Source organism: Faecalimonas sp. LCP19S3_D12, from assembly GCF_052121495.1.
Classification (GTDB): domain Bacteria; phylum Bacillota; class Clostridia; order Lachnospirales; family Lachnospiraceae; genus Faecalimonas.
In genome coordinates this window covers 1-11,369 of record NZ_JBQKED010000061.1, presented here as the reverse complement: position 1 = coordinate 11,369, position 11,369 = coordinate 1, and the positions used below count along the sequence as shown (strand labels likewise).

15 protein-coding genes are annotated in these 11,369 nt (G+C 39.3%); all 15 read left to right on the top strand.

What is annotated here, in order from left to right; all coding sequences use genetic code 11:
• Positions 1-113: 113 nt before the first annotated feature.
• The 15 genes from ACTQXY_RS14160 to yqeK all read left to right on the top strand — a co-directional run bounded on the left by ACTQXY_RS14160 (position 114) and on the right by yqeK (position 11,288).
• Entirely contained in the window at positions 114-1,979 is a 1,866-nt protein-coding gene (locus ACTQXY_RS14160) for a TIGR03960 family B12-binding radical SAM protein (RefSeq protein ID WP_441659994.1), read from the top strand.
• Complete coding sequence (locus ACTQXY_RS14155; protein ID WP_441659995.1) at positions 1,945-2,655, top strand: TIGR03936 family radical SAM-associated protein; 711 nt, start codon at positions 1,945-1,947, stop codon at positions 2,653-2,655. Before ACTQXY_RS14160 ends, ACTQXY_RS14155 begins: the two co-directional genes overlap by 35 nt.
• Entirely contained in the window at positions 2,655-3,839 is a 1,185-nt protein-coding gene (locus ACTQXY_RS14150; RefSeq protein ID WP_441659993.1) for a ribonuclease E/G, read from the top strand. The genes ACTQXY_RS14155 and ACTQXY_RS14150 overlap by 1 nt, the downstream gene beginning before the upstream one ends.
• Positions 3,836-4,618: a hypothetical protein gene (locus ACTQXY_RS14145; RefSeq protein WP_441659992.1), complete on the top strand. Its 783-nt coding sequence runs from the start codon at positions 3,836-3,838 to the stop codon at positions 4,616-4,618. The genes ACTQXY_RS14150 and ACTQXY_RS14145 overlap by 4 nt, the downstream gene beginning before the upstream one ends.
• A 13-nt stretch (positions 4,619-4,631) precedes the next feature.
• A complete protein-coding gene (gene ybaK, locus ACTQXY_RS14140) occupies positions 4,632-5,114 on the top strand; it encodes a Cys-tRNA(Pro) deacylase (protein WP_441659991.1) in 483 nt (160 codons plus the stop codon).
• A 111-nt stretch (positions 5,115-5,225) separates the two neighbouring features.
• Complete coding sequence (locus tag ACTQXY_RS14135) at positions 5,226-6,545, top strand: aspartate kinase (RefSeq protein ID WP_441659990.1); 1,320 nt, start codon at positions 5,226-5,228, stop codon at positions 6,543-6,545.
• 17 nt (positions 6,546-6,562) lie between these two features.
• Entirely contained in the window at positions 6,563-6,982 is a 420-nt protein-coding gene (locus tag ACTQXY_RS14130; RefSeq protein ID WP_022251073.1) for a CBS domain-containing protein, read from the top strand.
• Positions 6,983-7,095: 113 nt separating this feature from the next.
• Entirely contained in the window at positions 7,096-7,284 is a 189-nt protein-coding gene (locus tag ACTQXY_RS14125; RefSeq protein ID WP_441659989.1) for a hypothetical protein, read from the top strand.
• 130 nt (positions 7,285-7,414) lie between these two features.
• Entirely contained in the window at positions 7,415-7,723 is a 309-nt protein-coding gene (gene rplU, locus ACTQXY_RS14120; protein ID WP_004612606.1) for a 50S ribosomal protein L21, read from the top strand.
• A 12-nt stretch (positions 7,724-7,735) separates the two neighbouring features.
• Positions 7,736-8,068 (top strand): ribosomal-processing cysteine protease Prp, encoded by a 333-nt coding sequence (locus ACTQXY_RS14115; RefSeq protein ID WP_441659988.1) that lies wholly within the window; start codon positions 7,736-7,738, stop codon positions 8,066-8,068.
• Positions 8,069-8,072: 4 nt separating this feature from the next.
• Positions 8,073-8,357 (top strand): 50S ribosomal protein L27, encoded by a 285-nt coding sequence (rpmA, locus tag ACTQXY_RS14110; protein ID WP_004612604.1) that lies wholly within the window; start codon positions 8,073-8,075, stop codon positions 8,355-8,357.
• Between the two features lie 114 nt (positions 8,358-8,471).
• Entirely contained in the window at positions 8,472-9,755 is a 1,284-nt protein-coding gene (gene obgE, locus ACTQXY_RS14105) for a GTPase ObgE (protein WP_441659987.1), read from the top strand.
• A gap of 15 nt (positions 9,756-9,770) precedes the next feature.
• Complete coding sequence (gene yhbY, locus ACTQXY_RS14100; protein WP_004612602.1) at positions 9,771-10,061, top strand: ribosome assembly RNA-binding protein YhbY; 291 nt, start codon at positions 9,771-9,773, stop codon at positions 10,059-10,061.
• Between the two features lie 23 nt (positions 10,062-10,084).
• Positions 10,085-10,717 (top strand): nicotinate-nucleotide adenylyltransferase, encoded by a 633-nt coding sequence (gene nadD / locus ACTQXY_RS14095; RefSeq protein ID WP_441659986.1) that lies wholly within the window; start codon positions 10,085-10,087, stop codon positions 10,715-10,717.
• On the top strand, positions 10,695-11,288 hold the full coding sequence (gene yqeK / locus ACTQXY_RS14090; protein WP_441659985.1) for a bis(5'-nucleosyl)-tetraphosphatase (symmetrical) YqeK: 594 nt from the start codon (positions 10,695-10,697) through the stop codon (positions 11,286-11,288). Before nadD ends, yqeK begins: the two co-directional genes overlap by 23 nt.
• Positions 11,289-11,369 lie beyond the last annotated feature (81 nt).

The window sequence follows — 11,369 nt, the reverse complement described above, 5'->3', positions numbered from 1 at the left end:
TAAACCATCGAATGGTAGGAGGTTTTAAACAATCCACAGTATCTCCAACAGTATAGCATATAGACCTTGGAGAGGGTCTATAAACACTACTACTTTATAATACGAGGAGAAATATGAGAAAACTAGCTTTAAATGATGAAATATTACTAAAAATCGAGAAGCCGGCCCGGTATATCGGGAACGAAGTGAACTCGGTGATGAAAAACAAAAATGAGGTGGATATCCGTTTTGCCATGTGCTTTCCGGATGTCTATGAAATCGGGATGTCCCATCTTGGAATTCAGATATTATACGATATGTTCAACCGCAGAGAGGATGTATGGTGTGAACGTGTCTATTCTCCATGGACGGATTTGGACGAGATTATGAGAAAACAGAATATCCCATTGTTTGCATTAGAGTCTCAGGATCCTATCAAAGAATTTGATTTTCTTGGGATTACAATTCAATATGAGATGTGTTACACGAACATTTTACAGGTGCTTGACTTAAGCCGGATTCCATTGTTTGCAAAAGATCGTGGAAATGATGATCCGATTGTCATTGGCGGTGGTCCGTGTACATACAATCCGGAGCCGTTAGCAGACTTTTTTGATATTTTCTATATCGGGGAAGGCGAGACCGTTTACAATGAACTGTTGGACGCTTATAAGGAGTGGAAAGCTTCCGGCGCGCCTAGAAAAGAGTTTTTGGAGCGTGCAGCAGATATCCCGGGACTTTATGTGCCGGCTTTTTATGATGTGACTTACAATGAAGATGGAACAATTGCATCTTTTGAGCCGAACAACGTACATGCAAAACGTACGATTGAAAAACAGATGGTGCTGGATATCACAAATACTTACTATCCGGAGAAACCGGTCGTGCCATTTATCAAAGCGACACAGGACCGTGTTGTACTGGAGATTCAAAGAGGTTGTATTCGCGGATGTCGTTTCTGTCAGGCGGGTATGCTTTATCGCCCGACGCGTGAACGAGATTTGGAGAGACTAAAAGAATATGCGTATCAGATGCTAAAAAGCACTGGACATGAGGAGATTTCTTTGAGCTCACTGAGCTCCAGTGATTATTCACAGCTCCAGGGAATTGTAAATTTTCTGATTGATGAATTTAAGGGAAAAGGGATTAACGTATCACTTCCATCGCTTCGTATCGATGCCTTTTCGCTGGATGTTATGAGTAAAGTACAGGATGTTCGAAAAAGCAGTCTGACATTTGCACCGGAAGCAGGATCTCAAAGATTACGCGATGTTATCAATAAAGGGCTCACCGAGGAGATTATCTTAGAAGGTGCCGGACAGGCATTTGAGGGCGGATGGACTCGTGTGAAATTATACTTTATGCTCGGACTGCCAACCGAGACGGAAGAAGATATGAAGGAAATTGCTCATCTCGCAGAGAAAGTAGCAAGACGCTATTACGAAATTCCGAAAGATCAAAGAAATGGAAAATGTCAGATTGTGGCAAGTACTTCATTCTTTATTCCGAAGCCATTCACTCCATTTCAGTGGGCAAAAATGTGCAACAAGGAAGATTACATTCAAAAAGCACATATCGTAAATAACGAGATGAAAGCACAACTCAATAAAAAAAGCTTGAAATATAACTGGCATGAAGCGGATGTCACAGTTCTGGAAGGAGTATTTGCCCGTGGAGACAGGCGTGTCGGCAAAGCACTTTTGGAGGCGTACCAACTTGGTTGTCTATATGATTCCTGGAGTGAACATTTCCGGAATGACCTTTGGCTTCAGGCATTTGAAAATACGGGAGTAGATATCGCTTTCTATAATTTGAGAGAGCGTGATCTGGATGAAATCCTGCCGTGGGATTTTATCAATATCGGAGTGACAAAGAAATTCCTGCAACGTGAATGGAAAAATGCATTGGAAGGAAAGGTTACACCAAACTGCCGGATGCAGTGTTCCGGATGTGGCGCGGCAATCTATGGAGGAGGTGTTTGTTTTGAAGGCAAGAATTAAATTTCGTAAATATGGGGTGATGAAATTCATCGGACATTTGGATATTATGCGTTTCTTTCAAAAAGTAATGCGCCGTGCGGATATTCCGATTGCGTTTACAGGTGGATACAGCCCGCATATGATCATGTCCTTTGCCAATCCGCTCGGAGTTGGTTTGACAAGCGACGGAGAATATTTTGATATTGAACTCACAGAGCCGATTGACTTTGAGGCGGCTGTTGAACGGATGAATGCAACGATGGTAGAAGGCATTGAGGTGGTCAATATGGTAGAGATTTCTGATGATAAAAAGCGTACAGGAATGTCCATTGTGGCGGCAGCAGACTATTTGTCATCTGCAAAAAATCATGCTTTTCCGGATGACTGGAAGGAAAAAGCAGACGTCTTTTTGGAGCAACCGCAGATTATGATTGTGAAAAAGACGAAGAAGAGTGAAAAGGAAGTGGATATCAAACCGATGATCTATCAGTTTGAAGCGAGAGATGAAGAAATCTACATGCAGGTTGCCACAGGAAGTGTGGAAAATCTGAAACCGGAACTTGTTATGCAGGCATTTTCGCAATTTTTAGGATTGAATGCGGAAGAAATCACATTTGTACATCACCGTCTTGAAGTGTACGCAAATATGGGAACAGAGGATAACCGAGAACTAGTGAGTCTCGATCAGGTGTCATAATGGAGCGGAAATTAATCATTACAAGATGGAAAGAACAGGTTCTGACTTCGCTTCTGGAAAATGGGGAAATTGTAGAGTTCCATTGTTCTCCGAATGAGACGAAAGAACAGGCAGTGCTTGGAAATATTTATGTTGGAAAAGTAAAAAATATTGTTCCGAATATCGGTGCGGCTTTCGTAGAAGTTGCCAAAGGTGTGGAATGCTATTATGCCCTTGATGAGAATGAAACGCCGATCTTCACTCAGAAGATTGGGAAAAAACCACTTTGCATCGGTGATGAATTGCTTGTTCAAGTCTCAAAGGAGGCGGTCAAGACAAAAGTACCTACCGTCAGCGGGAAACTTAGTTTTACAGGGAAATATGCAGTTTTGACAACCGGAGATACCAGGATCGGAATCTCATCAAAGCTTCCAAAAGAATCGAGAGAACATTTTCAGAAACTGGCAGCTTCTTATCAATCAGATGCATATGGCTTTATCATTCGTACAAATGCAAAAGATGTAGCGGAAGAAGTGCTGAAAGCTGAACTTGAACAATTAATTCAAGAGTATGAAGAACTCGTAAAAATTGCAGGGACGCGTGTATGCTATTCCTGTTTAAAAAAGGCGCCGAAGCAATATTTGAGCGAGCTGAAAAATATTTACCAGGATGGTTTGAAAGAAATTGTGATAGAAGATCCAATACTTTACGAAGAGACCATCGCTTATCTGAAAATGTATCAACCGGAAGATCTGGGAAAAGTGCATCGTTATGAAGATACTCTGCTTCCTTTAGATAAGCTGCATAATATTGAACGGAAGTTAGAAGACGCACTAAAAGAACGTGTGTGGTTAAAGTCGGGGGCTTATCTTGTCATACAGCCGACGGAGGCATTGACTGTGATCGATGTAAACACCGGGAAATGTATCAGCAAGAAAAGAGATGAACGGACCTACTTAAAAATTAACATAGAAGCGGCGAAAGAAGTGGCAAAACAAATACGTCTTCGCAATCTTTCGGGAATCATTTTGGTGGACTTTATTAATCTTTCCGGAAAAGAGCTGATGGCTGAGCTGGTCGATGTATTTCAAAAGGAACTTCGGAAAGATCCGATTTCTACTATACTTGTGGATATTACGAAGCTGCAGCTTGTGGAAGTAACACGGAAAAAGGTAAGAAAACCGTTAAAAGAGGCGATAAGATGAAAAAGAGATTAAAAGATGTTTGGAAACCGATGTTAATTGTTGCTTTTTTATTTATTCTGGGCAGTTTCCTTCCAAATGGGAAACAGATTTTATTTTATATGGCAGCAGTCTGTCTGATACTTCTGATATGTTTTCTTGCGGCAATGTTTTTGCTCGACCGCTATCAGAAGTCAAAAACTCCGTACATGTCAGACTATCTGAAGACCTGCGATGCGAAAAAATTTTTGGAGCAGTGTGAACAGTTGGAAAGAAAGAAAAAAGCAGATACAGACAGCTATTATGCTCTCGTGCAAGATCTAATCAGCGCATATCTTGTCAATGGAGATTTTGCTTCTGCGAGGAAATGGCTTGCTTACATGGAGAGCAAACAAAAGCTTGCAGGCAAATATAAAGAGAATGTAAAAAATCTGGGAGTTCTGTGTGCAGTGATGGAAAATGATTATCCAAGAGCAGCACGATTGATAGAAGATATGCGTGATATGGTTCGAAAAAAACCGAAAAATAAGCATCTCAGACAAAAACTTGCCAATGCTGTTCTTGTATTAGACGCAAGGACAGGCGAACAGAAAGTTGCAAAAGAATATTATGAGAAGCTTTTTGCAAAAGGAACCAGAAATCTTTCCGAAAAAATATGGTGCAAATATCATTTACTTGCAGCTTATGAGCTGGAACAAAATGAGGACAAAATAAAAGAATGTCTGGTGTATTTGGATCAGCATGGAAATAACACTTATATGGCGAAGATAGCAAGAGAGAAACGTAAGAGCATGGATATTTAAGGAGGGGATAACCTTGTCTAAAAAGGAAACAAAAACAAATGCAATGCGGATTTTGGAAAGAATGAAAATTCCATATGAAATGCGGACTTATGAATGTGACGAATTTACAGACGGTATTCATGTCGCGGACCTTCTTGGAATTTCATATGAAACAATGTATAAAACACTTGTGACGGTTGGAAAAAGTAAAGCATATTATGTTTTTGTCATTCCGATTGCAGAAGAAATTGACTTTAAAAAGGCCGCAAAATCAGTTGGAGAGAAATCACTTGAGATGCTGAATTTAAAAGAACTCACTGCAGTGACAGGATATGTGCGAGGTGGATGCACCTCCATTGGGATGAAGAAAAAATTTAAGACAATCATTCAGGAGGACGCACAGAAGTTAGACAAGATCATTGTAAGCGGCGGAAAAATCGGCTTACAACTCATACTGCTTCCGGAAGATTTAAAACGAGCTGCCGATGCAGAATATGCAGATATTATCCACAGATGATCTTAAAAAATGTAAAAGAATGTAAAAAAGCATTGTTTTTTGTAAAGATAGATTGTAATATACAAACAGCAGAATAATTATGCAAGATAAGACAGATGGAGGAGTGCGAAGATGAAAAAAGTAGTAAAATTTGGCGGAAGCTCACTTGCGAGTGCAGAGCAGTTTAAAAAAGTGGGAAATATTATCCGTGCAGAAGAAAGTAGAAGGTATGTCATTCCATCAGCGCCAGGAAAACGATTTTCAGACGATGTAAAAGTGACGGATATGTTATATAAATGTTACGGAGCAGCTGTGAAAGGGAAAAAATTCACAGATTTACTGAAAAATATTCAGGAGCGATACAATGAGATCATTGAAGGATTAGGATTGACGCTTTCACTTGAAGAAGAGTTTGAGATAATCCGTGATAACTTTGCAAAAAAAGCAGGCAGAGATTACGCTGCTTCACGTGGAGAATATTTGAATGGGATTATCATGGCAAACTATCTTGGATATGAATTCATTGATGCGGCAGAAGTTATTTTCTTTGATGAAGAAGGAAAATTTGATGCAGATAAGACAGATGAAATCCTGTCAGAACGTTTAAATAAAGCCGAACGTGCAGTAATTCCAGGATTTTATGGTTCTTTACCGGACGGGACAATCAAAACATTCTCAAGGGGGGGTTCGGACGTGACCGGTTCGATTGTTGCGAAAGCGGCAAAAGTAGATCTTTACGAGAACTGGACAGATGTGTCCGGCTTTCTGATTGCAGATCCGAGAATTATCTCGAATCCGAAGTCTATAGAAGCAATTACATATAAAGAATTAAGAGAGTTATCTTATATGGGAGCTACCGTTCTTCATGAGGATGCTATTTTCCCTGTTCGAAAAGAAGGAATTCCAATCAACATCCGCAACACAAATGCACCGGAGGATAAAGGTACGTTGATTGTTGAAGCTACTTGTAGACATCCAAAATACACGATTACCGGAATTGCCGGAAAGCAAGGATTTGCTTCTATCACAATCGAGAAGGCAATGATGAACTCAGAAGTTGGATTTGGAAGAAAAGTGCTTCAGGTATTTGAAGATAATCATATTTCATTCGAGCACATGCCATCCGGCATTGATACGATGACAGTTTTTGTACATCAGTCAGAATTTGAAGAGACAGAACAGAAAGTACTTGCCGGAATTCATCATGCAGTACAGCCAGACTCCATCGAATTGGAATCAGATCTTGCATTGATTGCTGTTGTTGGTCGGGGAATGCGTGCTACAAGAGGTACAGCAGGTCGTATTTTCTCTGCACTTGCGCATGCAAATGTAAATGTAAAGATGATTGATCAGGGTTCCAGCGAATTGAATATTGTAATTGGTGTGCGCAATCATGATTTCGAAAATGCGATTAAAGCAATTTACGATATTTTTGTGACAGCAAAACTCTAGTTGGAAAGGTGAATGATATGAATATCATGTTTTTCTTAAAACCTAAAAGTGAGGTTGCCCATATCTATGATGACGATACGGTCAGACAAGTTCTGGAACGTATGGAATATCACAGATATTCGTGTATCCCAATGCTCAACAGACAGGGAAAATATGTTGGGAGCATTACGGAAGGCGATTTACTTTGGTGGCTCAAAGGAAATCACAATCTAAATTTAAAACTTGCAGAGATGGTTTCCATACAGGAAGTTGGAAGACGCCTTGACTACAAACCGGTTCGAGCAGAAGCAAAAATGGAAGACCTAATGGAAAAAGCAATGGAACAGAATTTTGTTCCTGTAGTTGATGATCAGGGAAATTTTTCCGGAATTATCACGCGAAAAGATATTATCGGTTATTTCTATGATAAATTAGTAGTTTCCGATAAAGAAAAATAAAATTTTCAAAACAATATTTTGAAGGATTAGGAGAAAAAATGACAAGTATTCTGATTTTAGCAGTTATATGTATACTTATAGGTTTGTATGCAATCATAAAGGGAGATATGCCTTTGATTCGGAAAAAGGATATTAGAGATGTAAAAATGTACGCCAGAATCAATGGCGCTGCCGGCATTGCATTAGGAATCTTTTTCATCAGTTACTATTTTTTACAGTTCAGTCCTGTAAAGTTGTTTATCGGTTTATTTGTAATCTATGGAATTACGGTACTAGCTGAACTCTTTACCAAATCTATCTAAAATAGTATAAAAAACAGTTGACGCCTATAAAGTCGCATGTTATAATACAACGGTATGCCGCACAATGAGGTTTGCAAGTTCTGCAATGCAGACACCGTAATTGGCGAGTAATGATAATAGGAGGTGCCATATGTACGCAATTATAGCAACAGGTGGTAAACAGTACAAAGTAGCCGAAGGCGATATCATTAAAGTAGAAAAACTTGGTGTAGAAGCTGGAGAAACTTTTACATTTGACCAGGTACTTGCAGTTAGCGATTCTGAATTAAAAGTTGGAAATCCAACAGTAGAAGGTGCTACAGTTACAGCTTCTGTAATTGGAGACGGAAAAGCAAAAAAAGTAATCGTTTACAAGTATAAAAGAAAAACTGGATACCATAAGAAAAACGGTCACAGACAGCAGTACACAGCTGTTAAGATCGAAAAAATCAATGCTTAATCTGGTGTTGGAATGATTAAGGTAACCATTTATAAAAACGAAAAACATGAATGTGTTGGTTTTAAGGCGTTGGGTCATGCAGGTTACAGTGAGAATGGTCAGGATGTTGTCTGTGCAGCTGTTTCTGTGCTGACGATCAATACTGTGAATGCAATTGAGATTTTTACTCAGAATGAAGCCTCACTTGTATCTGATGATGAGCAGGGCTTAATCGATTATAGAATATCGGGAAGACCTACGAAAGAGACGACGCTGTTGTTGAAAGCTATGATTCTTGGTTTAGAGGAGATGGCTGACGACGAAAATTACGAGAAATATATCGATTTAACATTTGAGGAGGTGTAAGACCATGATGAAATTAAACCTTCAATTTTTCGCTCATAAAAAAGGAGTTGGTTCTACAAAGAACGGTAGAGACTCTGAATCTAAGAGATTAGGTGCGAAAAGAGCTGACGGACAATTTGTAAAAGCTGGAAATATCCTTTACAGACAACGTGGAACTAAAATTCACCCAGGTACTAACGTAGGACGTGGTGGAGACGATACTTTATTCGCTTTAGTTGACGGTGTTGTAAGATTCGAAAGAAAAGGAAGAGATAAGAAACAAGTTTCTATCTATCCAGTAGCTGAATAAGAATTTTACGAATTATAAAAGATTAGGCTTCAAATCTTATTGGTTTGAAGCCTTGTTTTTTTCCATCGGTTTATATTATAATAAAAACAATGTATAGAAAAGTAGGTGAGAAAGATGTTTGCAGACAGAGCAAAAATATATATTCGCTCAGGAAAAGGCGGAGATGGTCATGTCAGTTTTCGACGTGAACTATATGTACCCAACGGTGGTCCAGATGGTGGTGACGGCGGACGTGGCGGAGATGTTATCTTTGAAGTGGATGAAGGATTGAATACCCTTGCTGATTACCGACATAAAAGGAAATTTGCAGCAAAGGACGGCGAGCAGGGCGGAAAAAGGCGCTGCCACGGGAAAGATGCAGAAGATATCATTTTGAAAGTGCCTGAAGGAACTGTGGTGAAAGAAGCGGAATCTGGAAAAGTTATCGCAGATATGTCAGGTGAGAACCGCAGACAGGTCATCTTAAAGGGTGGAAAAGGAGGTCTTGGTAACCAGCATTTTGCAACTTCTACCATGCAGATTCCAAAGTATGCGCAGCCAGGACAGCCAGCTCAGGAATTGAACGTACAATTAGAGTTGAAAGTGATTGCAGATGTTGGGCTTGTTGGATTCCCGAATGTTGGGAAATCAACCTTTTTGTCTCGTGTTACAAATGCAAATCCAAAGATTGCCAATTACCATTTTACAACATTAAATCCAAATCTCGGAGTTGTAGATTTAGGAGATGGGGAAAGTTTTGTTATAGCTGATATTCCCGGACTGATTGAAGGGGCTTCAGAAGGTGTTGGACTTGGACATGAATTTTTACGTCATATCGAGCGTACAAAGATGATGATTCACGTAGTGGATGCTGCATCATCGGAGGGACGTGATCCGGTTGATGACATTTATAAGATTAATGAAGAATTAGAAGCATATAATCCTGAGATTGCAAAACGGCCTCAAGTCATTGCAGCAAATAAGACAGATTTGATATACTCAGAGGACGAAGATCCAGTTGAGCATATTCGGGCAGAATTTGAACCAAAGGGAGTAAAGGTATTCGCAATTTCCGGTGTATCTGGCGCAGGAATCAAAGAGCTTTTGTATTATGTAAATGATCAGTTGAAACAATTAGAACAGGCTCCGATTACTTTTGAGCAGGAATACTTCCCAGAAGAGGAGCTCATTCATATTGATCTGCCATATACGGTGGAAAAAGAAGATGGCATGTATGTAGTGGAAGGGCCTAAGATTGAAAAAATGCTTGGATACACAAATTTAGACTCAGAAAAAGGATTTGCATTCTTCCAAAAATTCCTGAAGGATGCAGGAATACTAGATGAATTGGAAGCTGCAGGAATTGAAGAAGGCGATACAGTGCGCATGTACGGGTTACAATTCGATTATTATAAATAAGAGAGGAGGGAAATCATGACATCAAAACAGAGAGCGTATTTGAAAAGTCTTGCAATGGTTATGGATCCGATTTTTCAGGTTGGAAAATCAAGCATGACGCCAGAACTTACCAACGCGATTGCAGAAGCGTTGACAGCCAGAGAATTAATTAAAATCAATGTACTTCAAAACTGTGCCGATGATCCGAAAGAAATTGCACAGATTTTGGCAGAACGTACCCGCTCCCAGGTTGTTCAGGTAATAGGCAAAAAGATTGTGTTATATAAAGAAGGAAAAGACGATAAGAAGAAAATCGTACTTCCGTAGTGAAGCATGAAAGAGGAAATAATATGAAGATTGGAATTATGGGAGGGACATTCGATCCCATTCATAATGGACACTTGATGCTTGGAAATTATGCATATAAACTTTTTCGACTCGATCAGGTATGGTTCCTGCCAAACGGAAATCCACCGCATAAGTTGAGTACTGCTATTGAGTCCATGACTGTGAACCGGGTAGAGATGGTACAAAAAGCAATTCAGCCATATGCGTATTTTCGTCTGGAAAAATATGAAGTAGAAAGAAAAGAGATTTCCTATTCCTATCAGACGATGCACTACTTTCAAGACCGATATCCGGAACATGAATTCTATTTTATTATTGGTGCAGATTCTTTATTTTCTATTGAAAAATGGGTACATCCGGAAAAATTGCTGAGAACCTGTATTCTTTTAGCAGCATATCGTAATGGTAAAGGAACACAGGAGATGTTAAGTCAGATTCATTATTTAGCAAGAAAATATGAATGTGATATCCGTCTTATGAATACTCCGGATGTGGAGATTTCTTCCAGTGATATTCGAAAAAGAATCAAAGAAGGACTTCCGATCAGCGAATTTGTACCAGAGGCAGTTGAAAACTATATTGCAGAAAAACATTTATTTGAGGAAGAACAAAATGAAGCAGTTGACAATACGTAAAATAAAGGAAAAAGTAAAGATGCATTTGGATCAGAATCGGTATGAGCATACGCTTGGTGTTATGTATACTGCAGGCGCACTTGCGATGCGGTATGAGGCTGATTTGGAAGATGCCATGATCGCAGGGCTTTTGCATGATTGTGCGAAATGTATTCCATCTGCTCAAAAAATAGAATTATGCAAAAAATATAATTTAAACATTTCTGAGGCAGAGCAGAAAAATCCTGGGCTTTTACATGCAAAATTAGGAGCATATTTGGCAAAAGAGATATATCGGATAGAGAATACAGAAATTCTTGATGCGATTTCCTGCCATACAACCGGTCGCCCGCATATGACATTGCTGGACAAGATTATTTATATTGCGGATTATATTGAACCGGGAAGATGCGAGGCGCCTAATTTGCAGGAAATTCGACGTTTGGCATTTGCAGATATTGATGAGTGCCTTTATACGATTCTTTGTGCCTCATTAGAGTATTTGAAGAGCAAAAGTGAAGTGATTGATCCTCTGACAGAACAGACATATCTGTACTACAATGAAAGACTAACTATTAAAAGTCAAGTCTAAAATGAAAGGTTTTTAAATGAATTGCAAAAATGCATTTCAGATATAGTTGAACCTTGAAAACTGCATGACAAACAGAGTGTC

What these genes read in the sequence shown, in the direction of transcription:
- ACTQXY_RS14160 (WP_441659994.1), top strand. Translation starts at nt 114, where the DNA reads ATGAGAAAACTAGCTTTAAATGATGAAATATTACTAAAAATCGAGAAG.
- ACTQXY_RS14155 (WP_441659995.1), top strand. Translation starts at nt 1,945, where the DNA reads ATGGAGGAGGTGTTTGTTTTGAAGGCAAGAATTAAATTTCGTAAATAT.
- ACTQXY_RS14150 (WP_441659993.1), top strand. Translation starts at nt 2,655, where the DNA reads ATGGAGCGGAAATTAATCATTACAAGATGGAAAGAACAGGTTCTGACT.
- ACTQXY_RS14145 (WP_441659992.1), top strand. Translation starts at nt 3,836, where the DNA reads ATGAAAAAGAGATTAAAAGATGTTTGGAAACCGATGTTAATTGTTGCT.
- ACTQXY_RS14135 (WP_441659990.1), top strand. Translation starts at nt 5,226, where the DNA reads ATGAAAAAAGTAGTAAAATTTGGCGGAAGCTCACTTGCGAGTGCAGAG.
- ACTQXY_RS14130 (WP_022251073.1), top strand. Translation starts at nt 6,563, where the DNA reads ATGAATATCATGTTTTTCTTAAAACCTAAAAGTGAGGTTGCCCATATC.
- rplU (WP_004612606.1), top strand. Translation starts at nt 7,415, where the DNA reads ATGTACGCAATTATAGCAACAGGTGGTAAACAGTACAAAGTAGCCGAA.
- ACTQXY_RS14115 (WP_441659988.1), top strand. Translation starts at nt 7,736, where the DNA reads ATGATTAAGGTAACCATTTATAAAAACGAAAAACATGAATGTGTTGGT.
- rpmA (WP_004612604.1), top strand. Translation starts at nt 8,073, where the DNA reads ATGATGAAATTAAACCTTCAATTTTTCGCTCATAAAAAAGGAGTTGGT.
- obgE (WP_441659987.1), top strand. Translation starts at nt 8,472, where the DNA reads ATGTTTGCAGACAGAGCAAAAATATATATTCGCTCAGGAAAAGGCGGA.
- yhbY (WP_004612602.1), top strand. Translation starts at nt 9,771, where the DNA reads ATGACATCAAAACAGAGAGCGTATTTGAAAAGTCTTGCAATGGTTATG.
- nadD (WP_441659986.1), top strand. Translation starts at nt 10,085, where the DNA reads ATGAAGATTGGAATTATGGGAGGGACATTCGATCCCATTCATAATGGA.
- yqeK (WP_441659985.1), top strand. Translation starts at nt 10,695, where the DNA reads ATGAAGCAGTTGACAATACGTAAAATAAAGGAAAAAGTAAAGATGCAT.